The sequence below is a fragment of the Paracoccus chinensis genome (genome assembly GCF_900102885.1).
Taxonomy (GTDB): Bacteria; Pseudomonadota; Alphaproteobacteria; order Rhodobacterales; family Rhodobacteraceae; genus Paracoccus; species Paracoccus chinensis.
In genome coordinates this window covers 361,420-381,645 of record NZ_FNGE01000001.1, presented here as the reverse complement: position 1 = coordinate 381,645, position 20,226 = coordinate 361,420, and the positions used below count along the sequence as shown (strand labels likewise).

The 20,226-nt window shown below is 69.9% G+C and carries 22 protein-coding genes; 7 read left to right on the top strand and 15 right to left on the bottom strand.

Features of this window, described 5'->3' with window-relative positions; genetic code table 11:
• Nucleotides 1-10 precede the first annotated feature (10 nt).
• A complete protein-coding gene (locus BLQ03_RS01800) occupies nucleotides 11-886 on the top strand; it encodes a carbohydrate ABC transporter permease (RefSeq protein WP_090752056.1) in 876 nt (291 codons plus the stop codon).
• A 93-nt stretch (nucleotides 887-979) separates the two neighbouring features.
• On the opposite strand, the gene BLQ03_RS01795 is transcribed toward BLQ03_RS01800, so the two are convergent.
• The 4 genes from BLQ03_RS01795 to BLQ03_RS01780 all read right to left on the bottom strand — a co-directional run bounded on the left by BLQ03_RS01795 (nucleotide 980) and on the right by BLQ03_RS01780 (nucleotide 5,042).
• A complete protein-coding gene (locus BLQ03_RS01795; RefSeq protein WP_175558736.1) occupies nucleotides 980-1,645 on the bottom strand; it encodes a GntR family transcriptional regulator in 666 nt (221 codons plus the stop codon).
• 82 nt (nucleotides 1,646-1,727) lie between these two features.
• The gene (locus tag BLQ03_RS01790) at nucleotides 1,728-2,495 is read right to left on the bottom strand and encodes an SDR family oxidoreductase (protein WP_090752053.1); all 768 of its coding nucleotides are present in this window, start codon (nucleotides 2,493-2,495) and stop codon (nucleotides 1,728-1,730) included.
• Nucleotides 2,495-3,229 carry an SDR family oxidoreductase gene (locus BLQ03_RS01785; protein ID WP_090752051.1) on the bottom strand — a complete coding sequence of 245 codons (735 nt, stop codon included), beginning with the start codon at nucleotides 3,227-3,229 and terminating at the stop codon, nucleotides 2,495-2,497. The genes BLQ03_RS01790 and BLQ03_RS01785 overlap by 1 nt, the downstream gene beginning before the upstream one ends.
• 31 nt (nucleotides 3,230-3,260) lie before the next feature.
• Entirely contained in the window at nucleotides 3,261-5,042 is a 1,782-nt protein-coding gene (locus BLQ03_RS01780; RefSeq protein WP_090752048.1) for an IlvD/Edd family dehydratase, read from the bottom strand.
• Between the two features lie 121 nt (nucleotides 5,043-5,163).
• Between BLQ03_RS01780 and BLQ03_RS01775 the strand changes: the two genes are divergently transcribed.
• The 5 genes from BLQ03_RS01775 to BLQ03_RS01755 all read left to right on the top strand — a co-directional run bounded on the left by BLQ03_RS01775 (nucleotide 5,164) and on the right by BLQ03_RS01755 (nucleotide 10,137).
• Nucleotides 5,164-6,411, top strand: coding sequence for an SMP-30/gluconolactonase/LRE family protein (locus BLQ03_RS01775; RefSeq protein ID WP_245688633.1), 1,248 nt, complete (start codon nucleotides 5,164-5,166; stop codon nucleotides 6,409-6,411).
• Nucleotides 6,412-6,476: 65 nt separating this feature from the next.
• Complete coding sequence (locus BLQ03_RS01770; RefSeq protein ID WP_090752046.1) at nucleotides 6,477-7,619, top strand: fumarylacetoacetate hydrolase family protein; 1,143 nt, start codon at nucleotides 6,477-6,479, stop codon at nucleotides 7,617-7,619.
• 54 nt (nucleotides 7,620-7,673) lie between these two features.
• Entirely contained in the window at nucleotides 7,674-8,645 is a 972-nt protein-coding gene (gene denD, locus BLQ03_RS01765; protein ID WP_090752044.1) for a D-erythronate dehydrogenase, read from the top strand.
• A complete protein-coding gene (locus BLQ03_RS01760; RefSeq protein ID WP_090752042.1) occupies nucleotides 8,642-9,406 on the top strand; it encodes a GntR family transcriptional regulator in 765 nt (254 codons plus the stop codon). The genes denD and BLQ03_RS01760 overlap by 4 nt, the downstream gene beginning before the upstream one ends.
• Nucleotides 9,403-10,137 carry an SDR family oxidoreductase gene (locus tag BLQ03_RS01755; protein WP_090752040.1) on the top strand — a complete coding sequence of 245 codons (735 nt, stop codon included), beginning with the start codon at nucleotides 9,403-9,405 and terminating at the stop codon, nucleotides 10,135-10,137. Before BLQ03_RS01760 ends, BLQ03_RS01755 begins: the two co-directional genes overlap by 4 nt.
• Nucleotides 10,138-10,327: 190 nt before the next feature.
• Here BLQ03_RS01755 and BLQ03_RS01750 read toward each other — a convergent pair whose 3' ends face one another.
• Both BLQ03_RS01750 and BLQ03_RS01745 read right to left on the bottom strand, forming a co-directional pair.
• Nucleotides 10,328-11,233, bottom strand: a complete 906-nt coding sequence (locus BLQ03_RS01750) for a 2-dehydro-3-deoxygalactonokinase (RefSeq protein ID WP_090752038.1) — start codon at nucleotides 11,231-11,233, stop codon at nucleotides 10,328-10,330.
• A gap of 1 nt (nucleotide 11,234) precedes the next feature.
• On the bottom strand, nucleotides 11,235-11,984 hold the full coding sequence (locus BLQ03_RS01745; protein WP_090752036.1) for an SDR family oxidoreductase: 750 nt from the start codon (nucleotides 11,982-11,984) through the stop codon (nucleotides 11,235-11,237).
• A gap of 120 nt (nucleotides 11,985-12,104) precedes the next feature.
• On the opposite strand from BLQ03_RS01745, the gene BLQ03_RS01740 reads away from it, so the two are divergent.
• On the top strand, nucleotides 12,105-12,920 hold the full coding sequence (locus tag BLQ03_RS01740) for a CoA transferase (protein ID WP_090752034.1): 816 nt from the start codon (nucleotides 12,105-12,107) through the stop codon (nucleotides 12,918-12,920).
• On the opposite strand, the gene napH is transcribed toward BLQ03_RS01740, so the two are convergent.
• The 9 genes from napH to mauB all read right to left on the bottom strand — a co-directional run bounded on the left by napH (nucleotide 12,880) and on the right by mauB (nucleotide 20,161).
• Nucleotides 12,880-13,806, bottom strand: coding sequence for a quinol dehydrogenase ferredoxin subunit NapH (napH, locus tag BLQ03_RS01735; protein ID WP_090752031.1), 927 nt, complete (start codon nucleotides 13,804-13,806; stop codon nucleotides 12,880-12,882). The two genes, BLQ03_RS01740 and napH, sit on opposite strands and share 41 nt — an antisense overlap.
• Nucleotides 13,803-14,465: a ferredoxin-type protein NapG gene (napG, locus tag BLQ03_RS01730; protein WP_090752029.1), complete on the bottom strand. Its 663-nt coding sequence runs from the start codon at nucleotides 14,463-14,465 to the stop codon at nucleotides 13,803-13,805. The genes napH and napG overlap by 4 nt, the downstream gene beginning before the upstream one ends.
• A gap of 27 nt (nucleotides 14,466-14,492) precedes the next feature.
• Complete coding sequence (locus BLQ03_RS01725) at nucleotides 14,493-15,692, bottom strand: cytochrome-c peroxidase (RefSeq protein ID WP_090752027.1); 1,200 nt, start codon at nucleotides 15,690-15,692, stop codon at nucleotides 14,493-14,495.
• On the bottom strand, nucleotides 15,686-16,561 hold the full coding sequence (locus BLQ03_RS01720) for a methylamine utilization protein MauJ (RefSeq protein ID WP_090752025.1): 876 nt from the start codon (nucleotides 16,559-16,561) through the stop codon (nucleotides 15,686-15,688). Before BLQ03_RS01720 ends, BLQ03_RS01725 begins: the two co-directional genes overlap by 7 nt.
• A 19-nt stretch (nucleotides 16,562-16,580) precedes the next feature.
• Nucleotides 16,581-16,976 carry an amicyanin gene (locus BLQ03_RS01715; RefSeq protein WP_090752023.1) on the bottom strand — a complete coding sequence of 132 codons (396 nt, stop codon included), beginning with the start codon at nucleotides 16,974-16,976 and terminating at the stop codon, nucleotides 16,581-16,583.
• 63 nt (nucleotides 16,977-17,039) lie between these two features.
• Nucleotides 17,040-17,609: a methylamine dehydrogenase (amicyanin) small subunit gene (gene mauA, locus BLQ03_RS01710; RefSeq protein ID WP_090752020.1), complete on the bottom strand. Its 570-nt coding sequence runs from the start codon at nucleotides 17,607-17,609 to the stop codon at nucleotides 17,040-17,042.
• A 45-nt stretch (nucleotides 17,610-17,654) separates the two neighbouring features.
• Nucleotides 17,655-18,254 (bottom strand): methylamine dehydrogenase accessory protein MauD, encoded by a 600-nt coding sequence (mauD, locus tag BLQ03_RS01705; RefSeq protein ID WP_090752018.1) that lies wholly within the window; start codon nucleotides 18,252-18,254, stop codon nucleotides 17,655-17,657.
• A gap of 1 nt (nucleotide 18,255) precedes the next feature.
• Nucleotides 18,256-18,813 (bottom strand): MauE/DoxX family redox-associated membrane protein, encoded by a 558-nt coding sequence (locus BLQ03_RS01700; protein WP_090752016.1) that lies wholly within the window; start codon nucleotides 18,811-18,813, stop codon nucleotides 18,256-18,258.
• A gap of 4 nt (nucleotides 18,814-18,817) precedes the next feature.
• Nucleotides 18,818-20,161, bottom strand: coding sequence for a methylamine dehydrogenase (amicyanin) large subunit (gene mauB / locus BLQ03_RS01695; RefSeq protein ID WP_245688632.1), 1,344 nt, complete (start codon nucleotides 20,159-20,161; stop codon nucleotides 18,818-18,820).
• Between the last annotated feature and the right edge of the window lie 65 nt (nucleotides 20,162-20,226).

Sequence of the window (20,226 nt, the reverse complement as noted above, 5' to 3'; positions counted from 1 at the left end):
GGAGGCCGAAATGGCGCAAACCGAAGACCATGCCGTCGGCCTCGACCAGTATGAAAGCCTGGCCCGGCGCATCCTGACCGTCTGGCTGCCGCTGTTCGTCTTTGTCTTCGTGCTGCTGTTCCCGTTCTACTGGATGGCGATCACGGCGGTGAAGCCGGACAACCAGCTGACGGACTACGCCAACCACAGCCCCTTCTGGGTGGTCGGCCCGACGCTTGAGCACATGCGCTACCTGCTGTTCGAGACGACCTATCCGCGCTGGATGTGGAACACGATCATCGTGTCGGTCGCCTCGACCACGATCTCGCTGGTGGCCTCGGTCTTCGCGGCCTACGCGATCGAGCGGCTGCGCTTCAAGGGCTCGCGGATCACGGGGTTGATGATCTTCCTGGCCTATCTCGTGCCGCCCTCGATCCTGTTCATCCCCTTGGCCTTCATCGTCTTCCAGGTCGGCATCTTCGACTCGCGGCTGGCGCTGATCCTGACCTATCCGACCTTCCTGATTCCCTTCTGCACCTGGCTGCTGATGGGCTATTTCCGGTCGATCCCCTACGAGCTTGAGGAATCCGCGCTGGTGGACGGGGCGAGCCGCTGGCAGATCCTGACCAAGATCGTCCTGCCGCTGGCGGTACCGGGGTTGATCTCGGCCGGGATCTTCGCCTTCACGCTGTCCTGGAACGAGTTCATCTATGCGCTGACCTTTATCTCCAGTTCGGAAAACAAGACCGTGCCGGTGGGGGTGCTGACGGAACTGGTGCGGGGCGACATCTACGAATGGGGCGCGCTGATGAGCGGGGCGCTGCTGGGCTCGCTGCCGGTGGTCATCCTGTACTCCTTCTTCGTGGACTACTACGTCTCGTCCATGACGGGGGCGGTCAAGGAATAGCGGTGTTCCCCAAGGGGCCACTCTTGCCGTCCTGTACGCGGGCCATCGCCTCACCCTGTGGGTGATCGGGGCGCGGGGCGCATGGATCGAGGTCTAGGGGCTGGCTTCGGCGAAGTGGCGCTCGACGTTGCGCACCAGCCCGTCGAGGTGGCTTTCCATGTGCCGCCGCATCGCCCCGGCGTCCCGTGCGGCCAGTGCCGCGACCATGCCGCGATGATCAGCCAGCACGCGGTCGGCATCCGCGCGCTGCCGCGCCGACATGAAGCGGATGCGCCACAGGCGCGCGAGGTATTCGCCGTGCGTCCGGGCCAGCGCCGCATTGTGCCCCGCCGCCACGATCAGCCGGTGCATCTGCATGTCCAGGTCGAAGACCTCGACCGCATCGCCGCCCGCGTGGTTGCGCTCGACCGTCTCGCTGAGGCGGGCGATGGCGGCGATCTCGTCGCCGGTGGCGTTCCGGCAGGCAAGGTCGGCCCCGAAGAGTTCCAGCTGGCGCAGCACGGCGACCTCGTCCAGCGCCTCGTCGCGGGTGGGGTCGGCCACCAGCGGGCTGCGCAGGGGGCGCAGCGTGACCAGCCCCTCCTTTGCCAGGATGCGGACCGCCTCGCGCAGCGGCGTGCGGCTGACGCCCAGCCGCTCGGCATGGTCGCGTTCCTTGATCGGGCTGCCGGGGGGCAGGACGCCCGTCAGGATCTCGCGCCGGAGCCGCCCGGCGATGGCGGCCGGAAAGGTGGCGGGCTCGGGCGCAGGGTCAGACATCAGTTGACCGGGATCGGGGCGGGCCGGTCCGACGGCACCGCCTGAAAGTTCCGCCGCTTCAGGTCCCGCATGGCAATCCCTTTCACAGCGAGGCGGTGATGCCGCCGTCCACATAGACGACGGTGCCGTTCACGAAGGATGCCGCGTCCGAGGACAGGAAGATCGCGGCGCCGACCAGTTCCTCGACCCGGCCCCAGCGGCCCGCCGGGGTGCGGCGGCAGAGCCAGTCGCTGAAGGCCGGGTCCGCCACCAGCGCGGCGTTCAGGGGCGTGTCGAAATAGCCGGGCGCGAGACCGTTGCAGTTCAACCCGTGCCGCGCCCAGTCGGTGGCCATGCCCTTGGTCAGGTTCGCCACCGCCCCCTTGGTCGCCGTGTAGGGTGCGATGCCGGGGCGGGCCAGCGCGCTTTGCACCGAGCAGATGTTGACGATATGCCCGCGTCCCCGCGCGATCATGTGCCGCGCGCAGGCCTGCGCCACGTTGAAGACGCTGGCGACGTTGGTCTGCAAGAGGCGCTGGAAGGCGTCGGCGGGAAACTCTTCCAGCGGGGCGCGGTGCTGGATGCCCGCGTTGTTGATCAGGATGTCGATGGGGCCGGTCTCGGCCTCGAAGCGGTCCACCGCCGCGCGGGCGGCGGCGTGGTCGGTCACATCGAAGGGGAGGGTTTCAACGCGGAAGCCCTCGTCCCGCAGCGCCTCGGCCGCCGCGTTCAGCCGCGCCGGATCGCGCCCGTTCAGCACGGGCGCCGCGCCCGCCTCGGCAAGGCCGCGGGCCAGCGCAAAGCCGATCCCCTGGGACGAGCCCGTGACCAGCGCGCGCCGACCGGTCAGGTCGAAGAGCTTCAGCGACATCACCCGCGCCCGATGAAGGGCATGTTGGTCGCCATGACGGTGACGAACTGGACATTCGCGCCGTCGGGCAGCGAGGCCATGTGCAGCACCGTGTCCGCCACCACCTGCGCGTCCATCACGGGCTCGACCCGTGTCGAGCCATCCGCCTGCGGCACCCCCTTGGTCATCGCCACCGCCATGTCGGTCAGCGCATTGCCGATGTCGATCTGGCCGCAGGCGATGTTGAAGGGTCGCCCGTCGAGGCTGATCGAGCGCGTGATCCCCGTCACCGCGTGCTTCGAGGCCGTGTAGCCGATGGACCCCGGACGCGGCGCGTGCGCGGACACCGAGCCGTTGTTGATGATCCGCCCGCCCTGCGGCTTTTGTGCCCGCATCACGCGGAAGGCCGCGCGGGCGCAGATGAAGACGCCGTTGACGTTCACGTCGATCACGCGGCGGAACTCGTCCGCCGGGATCTCGTCGGGGGTCTGGGGCACCAGCCCGGTGCCCGCGTTGTTGAACAGCACGTCCACCCGGCCCCATTCGGCCACGGCCCGGTCGAAGGCCGCGTCCACCGCGTCCGCGTCGCAGACATCGCAGGGCAGGACCAGCGCCGCGCTGTCGCCCGCCGTCTCGCGCAGGCTTTCCTCGCGTCGGCCGATCAGGCCCACGCGCCAGCCGGCGTCCAGAAAGGTCCGCGCCGTGACCCGGCCGATGCCGCTGCCGGCCCCGGTGATGAGGATAGTCCTGTCCATGCCCTGTCCCTTTTTCTTGTGGAGGTGCCGCCTAGTGGTTGTCGCGCGGCAGCGACTGCGCCACGCGGCGATAGGCGGTGGCAAGCTCGATGCAGCCGCCCTGCGCCAGCTGGCCCACGGTCTTGCGATAGATTTCCTGCCAAGGGGTCTGGTTGACCAGTTCGGGCGGGGTCCAGGCGTCGCGCCGGGCCTGCCATTCGGCCTCGTCCACTAGCGCGTCCAGCCGGCGGGCGTTCAGATCCAGCCGCACCCGGTCGCCTGTCTGCAGCAGGGCAAGGCCGCCGCCCACCGCCGCCTCGGGCGTGGCGTTCAGGATCGAGGGGCTTTCGGAGGTTCCCGACTGCCGCCCGTCGCCCACCGTGGGCAGGTGGTTGATCCCGGCCTTCAGCACCGCGTCCGGCGGCTGCATGTTCACGACCTCGGCCGATCCGGGATAGCCCACGCAGCCCACGTTGCGGATGAACAGCATGCAATGTTCGTCGATCGCGAGAGCAGAGTCGTTGATGCGCTCGTGGTAATCCTCGGGGCCCTCGAAGACGATGGCGCGGGCTTCGTGGATGCCCTCGCGGCCCTCGTCCGACAGGAAGCGGTCGTGGAAGTCCTTCGAGATCACGCTGGTCTTCATCAGGGCGCTGTCGAAGAGGTTGCCCGACAGGACCAGGAAGCCCGCCTTTTCCCGCAGGGGCTGGCCCACGGGGCGGATCACCTTGTGGTCGGTGGACCGGTGCCTGGCGATATTCTCTCCCACGGGCTTGCCGGTGACGGTCATGGCGCCTTCGTGCAGAAGGCCCGCTTCCTGCAGCTCGCCCATGACGGCCGCGACGCCGCCCGCATGGAAGAAGCTTTCGCCCAGGTATTCCCCGGCAGGCTGCATGTTCACCAGCAACGGCAGGTCGAAGCCGACGGTTTCCCAGTCCTTGACGTCCAGTTCCACCCCGGCATGGCGCGCGATGGCCTGCAGATGCGGCGGCGCGTTGGTTGAGCCGCCGATGGCGGTGTTGACGCGGATCGCGTTCTCGAAGGCCTCGCGCGTCAGGATGTCCGAGGGCTTGAGGTCGTCCAGCACCATCTGCACGATCCGGCGGCCGGTCTGGTAGGCCATGCTCATCCGTTCGCGGAAGGGCGCGGGGATGGCCGAGCAGCCGGGCAGGGACATGCCCAACGCTTCCGCCATCGCGTTCATGGTCGAGGCGGTGCCCATGGTGTTGCAATGGCCCAGGCTGGGGGCCGAGGCGCAGACGCGCTCGATGAACTCGGGATAGTCGATCTTGCCTTCGGCCAGCAGGCGGCGGCTTTCCCACACGATGGTGCCGGACCCCGCGCGGCGGCCCTGCCACCAGCCGTCCAGCATCGGCCCCCCGTTCAGCGTGATCGCGGGAATGTCCACGGTGGCCGCCCCCATCAGCATCGCGGGGGTGGTCTTGTCGCAGCCGGTGGTCAGCACGACCCCGTCGATGGGATAGCCGTGCAGCACCTCGACGAGGCTCAGATAGGCGAGGTTGCGGTCCAGCGCAGCCGTGGGCCGCTTGCCGGTTTCCTGGATCGGGTGGACCGGAAATTCCATCGGGATGCCGCCCGCGTCGCGGATGCCCGCCTTGATCCGGTCCATCAGAAAGACGTGGATCTTGTTGCAGGGGGAAATGTCGCTGCCCGTCTGGGCGATGCCGATGATCGGGCGCTCGGACGTCAGCTCTTCGCGGGTGAAGGTGCTGTTCTGGTAGCGTTCCAGATACAGCGCCGTCATGCCGGGGTTGTTCGGATTGTCGAACCATTCCTGGCTGCGGAAGCGTTTGTTGGCGCGCGTGTCACCCATGAGCGTCTCCTGGCTGGTGGATCGCCCTTGCGATTTACCGGGGCATGATTCTGGTATACCATTTCGAAAAGCCCTGTAAAGCGGGCCACCCGGCACCGCATGACTCAACGAGGAGGTGACGATGCTGATCCATGACGATCCTGCCCTGCCCGATGCCATGCCGGTCCCGCCATCGCAGGGGATGAGCCGGCGCCAGTCGCTGCGCAGCATCGGCCTTGGGGCCGCGGCGGCGATGGTCGCGCCGCAGATGGTGCTGGCGCAGGCCGCCCAGACGCCCGAGCCGCCCAGCACCGTCACCACGCCGCCGCGCAGCTTTGCCCCCGACGCGGCCCCGAACGTCTATTTCTGGGACCCCGACGTGATCGCCGTGGACCCTTCGTTCAACGGGCTCGCCCAGCCCAACGCGCCGATCCGGCGGCTCTGGACCGGGGCGCTCTGGTCCGAGGGGCCGGCCTGGAACGGCGTCGGCAAGTTCCTTGTCTGGTCGGACATTCCCAACAACAGGCAGATGCGCTGGCTCGAGGATGACGGCCATGTCAGCGTCTTCCGGGCGCCCTCCAACAACTCGAACGGCAACAGCTTCGACCGGCAGGGGCGGCAGTTGTCCTGCGAACACCTGACGCGGCGGGTCGTCCGCTATGAGTTGGACGGCTCGGTCACGATCCTGGCCGATCGCTTCGAGGGCAAGCGCTTCAATTCCCCCAACGACGTGATCGAGCATCAGGACGGCAGCATCTGGTTCACCGACCCGCCCTATGGCGGCCAGCTTTACGAAGGCGCCCCCGATGCGCCCGGCGGCCGGTCGAACCCGGACGGGCTGCTGAACAACCGCCTGGGCCAGCCGCCCGAGATCGGCGAGGCCGTGCGCGAGATGGACCACGGCATCTACCGCATCGCCCAGGACGGCGCGATCACCCGCGTGGGCACCCAGGACCAGGTGGCGAACCCGAACGGGTTGTGCTTCTCGCCCGACCACACGCGGCTTTACGTCGCCAGCACCGGCGCCGGGCCGGGCGACAACGGGCAGGGCGGCACAGGCGAGATCTTCGTCTATGACGTGGCGGATGGCGTGCTGTCAAACCCGCGCGTCTTTTCCGACTGCATGGTGGACGGGGTGAAATGCGCCCCCGATGGCTTGCGCTGCGACGTGAACGGCAACCTTTGGGCCTCCAGCAACGCGGGACGGGCGGTCGGGTACAACGGCGTGACGGTCTGGTCGCCCGAGGCGCAACTGCTGGGCCGCATCCGTCTGCCCGAGGTCTGCGGCAATCTCTGCTTCGGCGGGCCCAAGCGGAACGTGCTGTTCATGGCAGCCAGCCAGTCGCTTTATGCCGTCCACACCGCCACCCAGGGCGCCGGCCCGTCCTGATCCGCTTGCCACTGCGCGCGGCTGCACTAGCATCCGCGCCGGAACACGCGAGGGAGGAAGCGGTCATGGAATTCGGATTGCCTGACGAGGGCCGCTTTGTCGGACGCGCATGGTTGCCGGGCATGGGCCCGGCGCTGGTGGAGCGGCGCGGGGACCGGCTGGTCGATGTCACCTCGGCCGAGGTGCCGACGATGCGCGACCTGCTGGAACTGGACGATCCGCTGGGCTGGCTGGACGCGCAGGCGGGCCGGGACCTTGGCTCGCTGGCGGATTTCGCGGCCACCGGCGCCTCGGGCGATGCGGCGCGGCTGCTCTCGCCCGCCGATCTTCAGGCGATCAAGGCCAGCGGCGTGACCTTCGCCGCCTCGATGGTGGAACGGGTGATCGAGGAGCAGGCTGCGGGCAATCCCGACCTTGCCGCCGGCATCCGCGCCCGCGTCGGCGAGGCCATCGGCGCCAACCTGCGCGGGATCGTGCCCGGGTCCGACCGCGCGGCCGAGGTCGCGCGCATCCTCAAGGCCGAGGGTCTGTGGTCGCAGTATCTGGAAGTCGGGATCGGTCCCGACGCGGAAATCTTCACCAAGTGCCAGCCCATGGCCTCGGTCGGCTGGGGCGCGGACGTGGGGCTGCATCCGATCAGCCGCTGGAACAACCCGGAACCCGAGATCGTGCTGGCCGTGGACAGCCAGGGCCGCATCAAGGGCGCGACGCTTGGCAACGACGTGAACCTGCGCGACGTCGAGGGTCGGTCCGCGCTGCTCTTGGGCAAGGCCAAGGACAACAACGCCTCGGCCGCCATCGGCCCCTTCATCCGGCTGTTCGATGGCAGCTACGGGCTGGACGACGTGCGCCGGGCCGAACTGACGCTGCGGGTGGAAGGGCAGGACGGCTTCGTGCTGGAAGGCGCCTCGTCCATGGCGCAGATCAGCCGCGACCCCGCGGACTTGGTGGCGCAGGCGGTCGGGCGTCATCACCAGTATCCCGACGGCTTCATGCTGTATCTCGGCACGCTCTTCGCGCCGACGCAGGACCGGGATTCAGCCGGACAGGGCTTCACCCATCACGCGGGCGACGTGGTGACCATCGCCGAGCCCGGCCTGGGCGCGCTGGTCAACACGGTCCGCCTGTCCACTGATTGCCCGCCCTGGGACTTCGGCGCGGCGGCACTGATGCGCAACCTGGCCGCGCGAAGCCTTCTCGGCGCTTGAAACCCGCTGCGCCTCTCGTAATGTATACATGAGCGAGGGGCGTGGAGGAAACGCATGAAGGTTCTGATCCTTGGCGGGGCGGGCATGGTCGGCCGCAACCTGGCGGCGCGGCTGCTGGCGGATGGTGAACTCGGCGGCAAGACCGTCGAGGCGCTGACGCTGTTCGACGTCGTGCCCGCCGAACTTCAGGGGACCGACCGCACGAATGTGCATGTCAGGGCCGGTGACATCTCGGACGCCGCCACCGTCCAGGCACTGGTGGCGGAGCGTCCCGAGGTCATCTTCCATCTTGCCGCCATCGTCTCGGGCGAGGCCGAGGCGGATTTCGACAAGGGCTACCGCATCAACCTCGACGGCACCCGCTACCTGTTCGAGGCGATCCGCGCCTTGAACGACTATTATCCGCGCATGGTGTATACATCGTCGATCGCGGTCTTCGGCGCACCTTTCCCCGAGGCGATCGGGGACGAGTTCCTGAACGCGCCCATGACCAGCTACGGCACCCAGAAGATGATCGGGGAACTGCTGCTCAACGACTATTCGCGGCGCGGCATCTTCGACGGCGTGGGCATCCGCCTGCCCACCATTGTCGTGCGCCCCGGCAAGCCCAACAAGGCGGCCTCGGGCTTCTTCTCGGGCATCATCCGAGAACCGCTGGCGGGGATCGAGGCCGTGCTGCCGGTGGATGACGACGTGCGCCACTGGGTCGCGAGCCCTGCGGCCGCCACGGGATTCCTTCTGCATGCGGCGACCATGGATACCTCGACCTTGGGCGCGCGGCGCAACCTGACCATGCCGGGGCTGTCCGTCACCGTGGGCGAGATGATCGAGGCGCTGGGCGAGGTCGCGGGCCCCGAGGCCGTGTCCCTGATCCGGCGCGAGCCCGACGCCACCATCCGGGGCATCGTTGCCGGCTGGCCGCGCAACTTCGAGCCCGCCCGCGCGCGCGAACTCGGCTTCACGGCCGACGCGAGCTTCCAGGACATCATCCGCGCCCATATCCGCGACACCGCGGCCGCCGGATGACACCGGGCGGCCCCGCCATCAGCCGCGCCGCCCGGCCGCGCCCGGTGCCCTCGCAGGCCACGGGGCTGAACGCGCGTGACCGGGCCTATCACGACCTGCGCTACCGCATCCTGACCGGGCGGCTCGCGCCCGGCACGACGCTGCTGGAAACGGAACTGGCGGCGCTTCTGGGCCTGTCGCGCACCCCCGTGCGCGAGGCTGCGATCCGTCTGGCCGAGGAAGGGCTGGTCAGCATCCGCCCCCGCCACGGCGTCACGGTCGTGGACCTGACGCTTGTGGATTTCCGCGACATCCTGGACGTGTTCTCGGCGCTCGAGGTGCGGGCGGTGGCGCTGGCCGCCTCGCGCCCGGTCGAGCCTGCCGCACGCGAGGCGCTGGTGCAGCTGGTCCAGAAGATGGAACGCGCCACCGCCGAGGGCGACATCGCCCGCTGGTCGGACCTCGACGACGATTTCCATTCCACGCTGGTGGGGCTGTGCGGCAACCCGCGCCTGCAGCGCACCATCGGCGAATACTGGGGACTGCAATATCGCGGCCGCCGCCTGATCCTGACGCACCGGCCGCTGCCGACGGCATCGGATACCGAGCACCGGGTAATCCTCGACGCCGTGCTGTCGGGCGACGTGGCCGCGGCCCATGCGGGGCATCTCGCGCATCGGGCACGCGCCGACCGGGTGCAGTTGGCCCTGCTGCACCGCGTGCTGTCCCCGGCCGAGCCGCCGGTCCTGCCCATTCTTCCGTCCGACAAGGAGCTGACATGAACCGCATCGACCTGACGGGCCGCCGCGCCGTTGTGACCGGGGGCGCCCAGGGCCTGGGCCGCGCCATCACCGAGCGGCTGGCCGCCAGCGGCGCCACCGTCGAGATCTGGGACATCCAGGATGGCCCCGCCCAGGCCGTGGCGGCCGAAATCGGCAGTGCGGTCAGCGCCCGCGTGGTCGATCTGTGCGACGACGATGCCGTGGCCCGCGCGGCCGAGGCGGCCGGGGCGGTGGACATCCTCGTCAACAACGCCGGGATCACCGGGGGCAATGCGCCCACCTGGCAACTCGACCCCGCCGTCTGGCGGCAGGTGATGGAGGTGAACCTGACCGCGCCTTTCGTGGTCTGCCGCGCGCTGGTGCCCGGCATGATCGGGCGGGGCTATGGCCGCATCGTCAACATCGCTTCGGTCGCGGGCAAGGAAGGCAACCCCAATGCCGCGCATTACTCGGCCTCCAAGGCCGGGGTGATCGCGCTGACCAAGTCGCTGGGCAAGGAGCTGGCGGAAACCGGCATCCTCGTGAATTGCGTGACCCCGGCCGCTGCGCGCACCCCCATCTTCGACCAGATGAGCCAAGAGCATATCGACTACATGCTGTCGAAGATCCCGATGAAGCGCTTCCTGGAACCGGCCGAGGCGGCGGCCATGGTCGCCTGGCTGTCGTCCGAGGACTGCGCCTTCTCGACCGGCGCGGTCTTCGACCTGTCGGGGGGACGGGCGACCTACTGAGCGTGCCCCGCTATCGCGGCGGCATGGGCTGCGCCGATCCCGGCCGCCGCCCTTGCCGTCTGCTCGGGCGTCTGGCCGGGACGGTAAAGGACACCGCCGATCCCGAAGCCCGCCGTGCCCATTCGGTAAGGTTCAAGGAATCCGCCCTGGCCACGGCATGGACCGGCGCCCTTGGTGACAAGGTTGCAGCTCAGGCCCGGCCCGCAAGCGCCCGTGCGCGGGCCAGTCCCGCCAGCACGGCGCTCTCGGCCGGGACCTGCCGCGCGGCGGCCCCCTGCGCGCCCAAGGCCCGCGCGTAAAGCCTGGCCAGCCTGCCCTCGCCCAGGATCACCACGTCGCGCCCCAGCCACCAGGCCCTGGCCGCCGCCAGTTCCGTGCCGATCAGCAGGCCCGACAGCCGCGCCCGCGCGGCGTCCGGCGGCAGTTCCGCCAGCAGCCCCTCGGCCCGCAGGGTGAACAGCCGCGCGGTCAGCCATTCGGGGCGGGACATGCCGTCCGAAACCCCGCCGTCAAAGGCGCCCTCGTCCCAGCCTTCCCCCGCCATCCCGTGCCGCAGGACGGATCCGGTGGACAGCCAGGCGAACAGCTCGCCCGTCAGGAAGCTGCGGAAGCTGACGACCTCGCCCGCCGAGACCTCGGCCCATTTGCTGTGCGTGCCCGGCAGGCAGATGACGCCGTCCCAGTCGGGGGCGGCGGCCAGCACGCCCGCGATCTGAGTTTCCTCGCCCCGCATCACGTCGGCCGAGGGGCGGGTCTGCGACAGACCCGGCACGATGGAAACGGCGATGCGCGGGTCTCGCGCGGGCGCCTGCGTCAGGGGCGGGCCCAGCGGCGTGCAGGGGACCGCGCGATAGGCGGCCTCGACCCAGCCCTGGCGCGCGCCGACCATGCCGCAGGCCACCACGGGCGTGACGCGGCCGGGGTCGAGCCAGGGCTCGACCAGCGCCAGCAGCGCGGGCTCGAAGGCATCCGGGGCCAGCCCGCCCATGCCCTGAGCGGAGTCTGCCTGCGCCAAGGGGCGCCCGTCTGCGCCCATGGCCCAGGCGCGCAGCCGGCTCGTGCCCCAGTCGACGGCGATCCAGTCGGGCCTGTCCATCTCAGATCGTGACCCCGCCATCGACCACCACCGCCTGGCCGCTCATGAAGCGGCTTTCGTCGGACAGAAGATAGACCACCATTGGCGCGAGATCGTTCACATGGGCCAGCCGCCCCATCGGCTGGCGGGCGATGAAGTCGCGCTCGGCCTGGGCAGGGTCCGCCGCCGCCGCGATCCGGCCCCGCAGCGAAGGCGTGTCCACCGTGCCGGGGCACAGCGCATTGGCCCGCAGCCCCGCCCGGACGTAATCGGCGGCGACCGACTTGGTGAAGCCGATCACCGCCGCCTTGGTCGTCCCGTAGGCGCAGCGGTTGGCGAAACCCTTCACGCTCGAGGCCATCGAGGCCATGTTGACCACCGAGGCCGCGCCTGTCGCCTCGGCCCGCCGCAGAAGCCCCGGCAGGGCCGCGCGGGTGACATGAAACATGGCGTGGATGTTCACGTCGAAGCTGGCGTGCCACTCGGCCTCGACCGTGTCGCCAAGCGCGCCGTTCACCACGATACCCGCGCAGTTGAACAGCCCGTCCAGGTCGCCCGCACCCCCGACCACCGCCCGCACGGCCCCGGCGTCGGTGACGTCCAGCGCGGCCGTCTCGATCCCCTGCGCGGCCAGATCCTCCAGCAGGCCCGCGTCGCGGTCGGTTGCCAGCACCCGCGCGCCTTCCGCTGCGCAGGCGAGCGCCGCTGCCCGGCCCATCCCCTGGCCCGCCGCCGTGATGAGAATCCGCTTGCCTTCCAGCCGTCCTGCCATGCCGTCCCCCTGTTTGCGCCGAAGGATGCACCGTTGCCCCCGGGGCGCAAGGGCGACCTTGGTTGCCTTGCGCCCCGGGGGCGTGACAAGCTGCGGCCAAGCAAGGAAAGGCCCGCTTCCATGTCCGACGACCTGCCGCTGTCTGGCCTGACCGCCGTCTGCATGGCCGCCAACGTGCCCGGCCCCGCTGCGGCCGCGCTGCTGGCCGCGCAGGGCATGGCGGTGATCAAGATCGAGCCGCCCTCGGGCGACATGACGGGCCACGTGATGCCGCAATGGTACGCCGAGCTGAACCGCGCCGCCCGGATCGAAACGGTGGACCTGCGCTCCGGGGAAGGGCAGGCGCGGTTCCGCGAGCTGCTGGAGGGCGCGGACCTGCTGATCTCCAGCCACCGCCGCTCGGCCTTGGGGCGGCTGGGGATCACCGAAGCGGCACTGGTGCAGGTCAACCCGCGCCTCGCCTGGGTCGAGATCGTCGGCGACGAGAAGGCCCCGGACGTGCCCGGCCACGACCTGACCTACCAGGCCTCGGCCGGGCTGCTGGACGGGCGGATGCCGCGCACGGTGATCGCCGACATGGCCGGGGCCGAGGCCGCCGCCCGCGCCGCCGTCACCCTGCTGCTGGCGCGCGAACGGGGACGCCCCCAGCGCCATGCCGTCATCGGGCTGCGGCAGGCCGCGGAACGCTTCGCCGCGCCGGTGCGCCACGGGATCACGGTAAACGGCGGGCTTCTGTCCGGCGCCTTGCCGGATTACACCATCTATCGCCTGCGCGATGGCCTTGTCGCCTGCGCTGCCCTGGAGCCGCATTTCTCGGCGCGACTGGCCGAGGTTGCGGGGGATGACATCCCCGGCTTCTTCGCCAGGATGTCCGCCGAGGAATGCCGCGCGCTGGCTACCGAGCGGGACCTGCCGCTGGAGCCCTTCTCGGTGTGACCGCCCTCCGCCGCGCGGGGGCTGCGCCCTCCTCGACCCCCGCGAAGCGGTGGGTCATGCGGAAGACGTCCACGGGGCAGGAATCGATGCAGGCCCCGCAGTTCAGGCAATCGCCGGAGCGGATCACCGGGCTGCCCTTTCCCTTCAGGGCAGGCGCGATCACATGCGGCTCGGGGCAGATGTTGAAGCAGGCGGCGCAGTCGGTGCAGGCCGCGCGCCGGGTCGCCGCCACGCGGGTCAGCGAGGCGCGTCCGACCACGCCGTAGAAGGCGCCCACGGGGCAGAGATGGCTGCACCAGGCGCGGCGCGCGACGAACAGGTCCAGCAGGAACACCGCCAGCACCAGTCCCCAGCCAAGACCCACGCCGGTGATCAGCCCCCGCTGCATCATGCTGACGGGGTTGACGAACTCCCACGCGATGCGGCCGGTCAGGAATGCGGCGAGCAGCGTCGCCGCCAGGATCACCACCCGCGTCCGGCGATCAAGCTTGCGGTCGCGCGTGAGCCCGGTCTTTTCCCGCAGCCAGTGGGCGCTGTCTGTCACGACATTGACCGGGCAGACCCAACTGCAATAGGCGCGGCCCCCGGCAATCAGGTAAAGCGCGACGATCAGCCCCGCCCCGACCAGCGCCGTCAGTGCCAGCCCGTGTCCCGCCGCAAGGGATTGCAGCAGGATGTAGGGGTCGGTCAGCGGCAGGACGCCCAGGACGTCGCTGGAGGCGAAGTTGCCCCGTACCAGCCAGATCCCTGCCCAAGGTCCCAGCATGAAGACGGCCATCGCCGCAATCTGGCTCGTCCGCCGCAACAGCCACCACTTGTGCGACCGCCACCAGCCCCGCGCCGCGACCGACTGCTGCCTTGCGTCGAGATCGAGCCGCCCGATCATGTGGCCCGCCCGGCGCGGTTGCGGCCCTCTCCGCCCAAGCCCAGATCACGGGGCAGGACGCGGATCGAGGCATGGCCGGTGACGCAGTGCTTCTCGCAGGTGCCGCAACCGGTGCACTTGTCGGAATGGACCACCGGCAGGACCACGGCACGGCCGTTGATCTCGCCCTTTTCCAGCGTGATCGCCTCGTTGCGGATGGGGCAGACGCGGTGGCAGATGCTGCAGTTGAGGCCCTTGTAGTTCAGGCAGGTCTCGTGCCCCACCAGCACCGCGACGCCCATGTCGGCCTGCCGGATGTCCGGGATCTCACGGTCGAGCGCGCCCGTGGGGCAGGCCCGCGCGCAGGGCACGTCCTTGCACATGAAGCAGGGGACGTCGCGCGGGGTGAAGAAGGGCGTGCCGACGGCGGCCTCGTCGCCCCATTCGGCCAGCGACAGCGTGTCATAGGGGCAGGCCTCGACGCAAAGGCCGCAGCGGACGCAGGCCGATAGGAAGTCATCTTCCGGCAGCGCCCCCGGAGGCCGCAGCGCCCGGGCGTCGGCCCGGCTGGCCATGCTGACCAGCGCCGTCAGCGACAGCCCGGCAAGGCAGGCCGCGCCGCCCACGCGGGCGACTTCGCCCAGGGCGGCGCGGCGGGTGATCCTGCGTGGTCCGGCCATCGTCACCCTCCCCGAGGTTTCGCCGGTTCAGTCCCCTTGCGCGGCCGCGCGGGCGGCCTTCTGTTCGGCCAGCAGCGGCTCGTACCGGCGGTCGGTCAGCGTTTCCAGGAAGGCGACGAGCGCATCGACCCGCGCGTCGTCCACCATCAGGCCCGATTCAAGCTCGGCCAGCGAGAGATTCGCCTCGACCTCGGGCGGGCCCCAGTCCTCGCCCGTCTCGGGGTTGATCTTCGCGTGTTTACGGCGGCTCGTGTACTTGTTGTAGAAGACGATCGCCGTCCGCAGGTCTTGGAACACCCCGTTGTGCATGTAGGGGCCGGTCACGGCCACGTTCCGCAGCGTCGGCACCTTGAAGCGGCCGTCCTGCGCGGGATCGTCGATGCCGGGATGGGCGGACAACCCGAGGTCCACGTGATCGGGGCCAAGCCCGCTTGCGTTCCGCGCGGCGGGATTCACCGGCACGCCGATGTTGTGATATTCGAAATTGGTGAAGGTCTCGTTCTCGGCCACGCCCTGCTTGCGGTTCATGTGGCAGAGCCGGCAGTTCCAAGTGATGAAAACGGTGTGGCCGAATTCCTCCTGCGCGGTGAACGTCTCCTCGCCCCGCAGCCAGCGGTCATAGCGGGAGTCGAAGGGCGCGAATTCCTCGGTCTGCTGATAGGCGGCCAGCGCCTCGGCCACGGCGTCGAAGGCGCGGGCAGGGTCGTCCAGCGTGCCGGGGCCCCAGACGGCCTCGAACTCGGCCGGGTAGCCGGGATCGGCGGAAAGGCGGGCGGCGACGGTCTGCTTGTCGGGCATCGCCATCTCGACCGGGTTCAGCATCGGCTGGCCCGCCTGCTCGCGCAGGTTCGCGGCTCGGCCATCCCAGAACTGGCCGCCCTTCCAGTCGCCGGATGCGGTCTGGTGAAACTCGGGGCTGAAGCTCGCGTAGGAAAGCGTCGGCGTGTTGCGGTCGCCGTGCGATTCGCCGTTGTCGCCAACCGAGACGGCGAGGCCCGCGCGACCCTCGCGCGGGTCGGTGAAGGCGCGGGCGGGGTCGTGGCAGGTGGCGCAGGACTGCGTGCCGTTCATCGACAGCGCGGTCTCGAAGAACAGCCGCTCGCCCAGCGCGGCGAGGCGGGCGGGGTCGGGCGCGCGTCTCTCGGGCGGCTCAGCGATGGCAGCCAGCGCCACGGCGGCCCAGCCCGCCGCGACCAGCGCGCCGAGACCGAGCGAAGCCCTCAGCATGGCGCCGGCTCCAGCGCAGGCTGCGGGGTCTCAAGCGCCCGCGCCCGGATCTCGGCAGCGAGCAGCCGGTGCGCGGCGAGGTCGGCAAGGTTCGCCATCCGCGACAGCCGCTGCCGCGCGGGCAGGTCGTCGCAGAGCGGAAGCCGCACGCCGGCCGGCCCGACCAGCCGGTCATGGAAGGGGCGCAGCGCGGCCAGCAGGCCGGGCAGGTCCAGCCCCGCCAGCGAGGCGTCGTCGGCGCCCGCGTGGACCAACATCTCGGTGGTGACGCGGAAGCCCGCGACATCGGCCCGGCCCAGCGCCGGGTGACCCTCCTGCGCCGCGTGCAGCAGGGCGAAGGCCGCCAGCAGCCGCGCGCCGGGTTCGGTCGCGGCGCGGGCCGACTGGAACAGCTCGGCCAGCGGCGCGAGGTCGTCCGGCATCGGCGCAAGGCTCGCATGGTTCAGCACCAAGGCGCTGGGCCGGAAGGGGGTGCAGCGCCAGCGGGCGTCATGGGCCATGTCGGCCACACGCCAGCCCGCGATGGCCATGCCGCGCCCCGTTTCCACCACATAGCGCAGCAGCCGCCGGGTCATCGCCGCATGGGCGCGTTCCAGCGCGGCGGCGGCCGAGGTGGCCGTCACGCGGACGATCACCTCGGCCAGCTTGCCGGCCTCGTTGCCGTGCAGCGTCAGGTGCAGGTCGCCCTCGGCCAGTTCGGTCCCCGCAGGGTCCGCGACCAGGTCCAGCTCCCATGCCTGCGTCACCGGGTTCCGCAGCAGGAAGCCGACGAGGAAAGGCCGGGGCGTCTCGTCGGCGCGCGACAGACGGATCGTCTCGGGGGCCGTGGCGGCCTTCAGCGATCCGCTGATGTCATAGGGGATCCACATCGACGCTGGCCCTCTCACCTCACTCGACGATGACCTTGGCCTTCATGAAGGGATGGGGCGTGCAGTGGTAAGCATAGGTGCCCGCCTCGTTGAAGGTGATCGAGTAGGACTGGTCCTTCTTCATCATCGCGCCGTCCATCTTGGCGTCGCCGACCACGCCCGCCTTGAAGGCGACGTTGTGGGGCATGGCCTCGGTGTTGATCCAGGTGACGGTCTGGCCCGGCTTGATGGTGACCTCGGGCGTTTCGTATTTCATCTTGGCGATGTTCACGATCACCGCGTCGGCGGGCGCCTCGGCGGCGGGGGCGGGCGTTTCGGTCAGGATCGAGATCTTGTCGGCCAGCGCCATCTGCGTGCCCAGCGCGGTCAGGGCGAGGGCGGTCAGCAGGGTGCGGGTCTTGGCGGCGAAGGTCATGATGGCTCCGTGGGGTTCAGAAGGACCGGAGGGGCAGGGGAGCCGCCCCTCCGGCACTCTCGATCAGCCGGCGCGGCCGACGATCGGAGAGATGGTGCAGTGATAGGTCATCGCGTCGTCCTCGGCCCCGAAGCACCAGATGATGTCGTTGCCGAATTCCGGGCGATAGACGGGCAGCTCGCCTTCCGTGTTGAAGCAGGGGCAGCGGCCCGAGACGTTGGCGCCGCAGCAGTCGCGATAGGCGATCAGGTAGCTCTGCCCGTCGGTCGGGTTGTAGCAGCTGGCCACCCAGGACGCGGTCGCCAGCTTGGTGCCCGGCGGGCAGCTGGTCAGCGAGCCGCCCGAACAGTCGCAGACGTTGCCGTCGATCGAGCAGTGGCGCCAGTAATCGCAGGCCTGGATGTCATGGTCCTGCGGCGTGAAGCCCTGGCGGGGGCTCGGCGCGCCCGGCTCGGGCGTGGCGGCATTGGCCCGGCTGACGCGGCCCCGGCGGTCCACCGGCAAGAGCGGCACGAGGCCGATGCCCAGCATCACGGTGCCCACCTTGCCGATGACGCTGCGCCGGCTGGTCCGGCCTGCCACGCGCCGCGACATCTTCTCGACCATGTCGTCGAACCTGAAGTTCCCCAGCATCGAAGTCTCCTCCCTTGTTCCTTGCGGGGTTGCGGATGGCGGCGGTCAGGCCGCCTTCTTCCGGCGGGCGATGTACTGCTGCAGCGAGGCGAAGCCGGTCTTGTCGGCCTCCAGCAGGCTTTCCAGATGCTCGCGCGTGTTGGTCAGGCCCTTGGCGCGGATGACGCCCTGCGGGTCCAGAAGGACGCCATAGGGGATCTTGCCGACCTGGAAGGCCATCCCCGCCTCGGCCGAGACGACATAGCGGATCTCGCCCAGGTCATGGCTGTCGAGGAAGCGGCGGTGTTCTTCCGGCGCGCCGTCCGAGATCATCACGACCGAGATCTTTTCCGCCCGTGCGATCGACTTGATGATCGGGAACAGCTTGTCGCAGACCGGGCAGGTCGGCGCGGTGAACATGAGCAGGGTCTGCCGCCCGTCCGCCGCCGGGCCGCCGATCTTGACGGCGCGGCCGGCGAAGTCCTTGAGGTCCAGTTCCGGCGCCTTGTCCCCGATGTCCGGCCCGTGGTCGGTGATCATCGCGCCCATGGGCGAGGACCGCTCGTGCAGCAGCCCGACCTGGCGCATCAGCCCCAGCATCACCACCGTGACGCCCAGGAAGGCCACCCACAGCAGGACGTTGGAAACGATCAGAAGATTGGTCATGTCAGCGTCCTTTCGACGTGGTGGTTTGCGCAGCCCGCAGGCCCCCCAGCGCCGCGGCGCTGAGGTAGAGCATCATGGCGGTCAGCCCGGCCATCAGGCCGACCAGCGCCTCGGGCAGCATCGGGCCGGGGGCGGCGGGCAAAAGCCCCGCCACCGCCAGCGCCGCCCCGGCCATCAGCGCGTTGCGCCCGACCAGGGCCCAGCCGACCTGCTGCTTGAGGCCATTGCGGAAGCAGCCGCAGTCGATCCAGGTCCGTCCGCGCAGCACGTTGACCGCGATGGCCGCCCCGAAGACCGCCAGCAGCGCGGCCGCCGCGATGGCGGCAGGCACGGCCGTCGCGCCGATCAGCAGCCCCGCCGCGACGGCGAGTTCCACCACCGGCAGCACCAGCGCGGTCACGCGGGACAACCCGTCGGGCAGGATGCGGAAGTTGCGGACGACGCCATAGAATTCCTCGGCATGGCCCAGCTTGGACAAGGCGGCCGTGGCGAAGACCAGCGCCAGGAAGACGCGGACCCCCAGCAGCAGCGCGGGATTGGCAAGAAGCTCGTGCACCATCGCCTCAGCCCATGTCCGAAAGGCTGATGACCGTCGGGCCATGGCCCAGCTGGTTCACGGAACGCAGCTCCTCGCCCGTCTCGGCGTCGTAGATGTAGAGCGTCTTCGCCCCGGTCGAGAGACCGTAGAGCAGCGGATCGTCATCCTGGCTGACCGCGACCGAGTCGATGCCATGGCCAAGTTCGTGCCGCGCGATGCGCTCGCCCGTGTCGGCGTTGATCACGACGACATGGCGGCTGGGCGTCTTGTGGGTCCATTCCGCGCGCTGATCGACCAGCATGTAGATCCGGTTCGACGGGCGGTGATAGGCCACCAGCTGCCAGCCGCCCGGCCGCCAGTTGTCGGCGCGCTCTTCCTCGGTCAGCCCCTCGATGGTGTTCAGGGCCTTCGCCTCGCCCGAGGACAGGTCGAACTGGTAGATCTTGCCCTCGTAGGTCGGCCAGACCAGCCGCCCGGACTTCTGCGAATAGGCCGGGTGGTTCACGACATATTCGTCCTCGGGGTGGAACACCTCGGAATGGGTGACCTGCGGCTCGGCGTCGCTTGCGGCGTCGAACTGCACGCGCGCCAGGCTGCCGTCGCGGCAATGCATGAAGAAGTTGTCCGCCGCAGTCGGGAAGATGTGATAACAGTCCGGCACTTCCAGCATCCGGCGGAAGGCCTTGCCTTCCAGGTCCACCACGCCGACGGCGGGCGCGGGCGAGAACTGATAGTAGAGCAGCGTCTTGTTGTCGGGGGTCAGCGCCGACATCCAGGGATAGGTGCCGACCAGGAAGCGGTGCCCCTCGGGCGGGATCGTGATGTCGGCGACGGGATTGAAGGTGACGGGGTCGAAGACCTCGACGTAATCCTCGCGCTCGCCCCGCGAGATGCGGGAATAGGTGGTGCTGACCTGGGCATAGACCGAGCCGTCGTCCGAAACGACCGGGTTCGGCAGGAAGCCGCTGTCGGTCATGCCGATCACCCGGCCTTCTTCCGTGTCGATGGCGAACTGCTGGGTCAGCGAGGCGAAGTGCGCCGAGTCGTTGACATAGACCCGGCGGCTGTTCGGCGCGGGCGCGTCCAGGATCACCGGCTCGTCATCCTCGCCGGCGGCCAGGGCGGCGGCGGCCTCGGCGGCGGCGCGCTGGCCGTGGGTCTGGCCCCCGGCCGGTGCCGCGGAGGTTGCAGACGCATCCGCGGGGGCTGCGCCGGTCGCCGCGGGGGCGGCGTCAGCCGCGGGCGTAGTGGCGGCAGGGGCCTCGGCCGCCGGCGGCTGGCCCTCGGCCGGGGTGGGCGTTTGGGCCCAGGCGGCGCTGAGGGCGAGAAGCGAGCAGGTCAGCCCCGCCCCGACGAAAGATGCGCGCAAGATCCGCGGCTTTTGGCCTGCTTCGACCATCCTGTCCTCCCATTGATGGCAGCGTGGTGCTGGCT

Bases quoted from the DNA above. Each gene is read 5' to 3' on its own strand.
- BLQ03_RS01800 (WP_090752056.1), top strand. From the start codon at position 11: ATGGCGCAAACCGAAGACCATGCCGTCGGCCTCGACCAGTATGAAAGC.
- BLQ03_RS01795 (WP_175558736.1), bottom strand. From the start codon at position 1,645: ATGTCTGACCCTGCGCCCGAGCCCGCCACCTTTCCGGCCGCCATCGCC.
- BLQ03_RS01790 (WP_090752053.1), bottom strand. From the start codon at position 2,495: ATGTCGCTGAAGCTCTTCGACCTGACCGGTCGGCGCGCGCTGGTCACG.
- BLQ03_RS01785 (WP_090752051.1), bottom strand. From the start codon at position 3,229: ATGGACAGGACTATCCTCATCACCGGGGCCGGCAGCGGCATCGGCCGG.
- BLQ03_RS01780 (WP_090752048.1), bottom strand. From the start codon at position 5,042: ATGGGTGACACGCGCGCCAACAAACGCTTCCGCAGCCAGGAATGGTTC.
- BLQ03_RS01775 (WP_245688633.1), top strand. From the start codon at position 5,164: ATGCTGATCCATGACGATCCTGCCCTGCCCGATGCCATGCCGGTCCCG.
- BLQ03_RS01770 (WP_090752046.1), top strand. From the start codon at position 6,477: ATGGAATTCGGATTGCCTGACGAGGGCCGCTTTGTCGGACGCGCATGG.
- denD (WP_090752044.1), top strand. From the start codon at position 7,674: ATGAAGGTTCTGATCCTTGGCGGGGCGGGCATGGTCGGCCGCAACCTG.
- BLQ03_RS01760 (WP_090752042.1), top strand. From the start codon at position 8,642: ATGACACCGGGCGGCCCCGCCATCAGCCGCGCCGCCCGGCCGCGCCCG.
- BLQ03_RS01755 (WP_090752040.1), top strand. From the start codon at position 9,403: ATGAACCGCATCGACCTGACGGGCCGCCGCGCCGTTGTGACCGGGGGC.
- BLQ03_RS01750 (WP_090752038.1), bottom strand. From the start codon at position 11,233: ATGGACAGGCCCGACTGGATCGCCGTCGACTGGGGCACGAGCCGGCTG.
- BLQ03_RS01745 (WP_090752036.1), bottom strand. From the start codon at position 11,984: ATGGCAGGACGGCTGGAAGGCAAGCGGATTCTCATCACGGCGGCGGGC.
- BLQ03_RS01740 (WP_090752034.1), top strand. From the start codon at position 12,105: ATGTCCGACGACCTGCCGCTGTCTGGCCTGACCGCCGTCTGCATGGCC.
- napH (WP_090752031.1), bottom strand. From the start codon at position 13,806: ATGATCGGGCGGCTCGATCTCGACGCAAGGCAGCAGTCGGTCGCGGCG.
- napG (WP_090752029.1), bottom strand. From the start codon at position 14,465: ATGGCCGGACCACGCAGGATCACCCGCCGCGCCGCCCTGGGCGAAGTC.
- BLQ03_RS01725 (WP_090752027.1), bottom strand. From the start codon at position 15,692: ATGCTGAGGGCTTCGCTCGGTCTCGGCGCGCTGGTCGCGGCGGGCTGG.
- BLQ03_RS01720 (WP_090752025.1), bottom strand. From the start codon at position 16,561: ATGTGGATCCCCTATGACATCAGCGGATCGCTGAAGGCCGCCACGGCC.
- BLQ03_RS01715 (WP_090752023.1), bottom strand. From the start codon at position 16,976: ATGACCTTCGCCGCCAAGACCCGCACCCTGCTGACCGCCCTCGCCCTG.
- mauA (WP_090752020.1), bottom strand. From the start codon at position 17,609: ATGCTGGGGAACTTCAGGTTCGACGACATGGTCGAGAAGATGTCGCGG.
- mauD (WP_090752018.1), bottom strand. From the start codon at position 18,254: ATGACCAATCTTCTGATCGTTTCCAACGTCCTGCTGTGGGTGGCCTTC.
- BLQ03_RS01700 (WP_090752016.1), bottom strand. From the start codon at position 18,813: ATGGTGCACGAGCTTCTTGCCAATCCCGCGCTGCTGCTGGGGGTCCGC.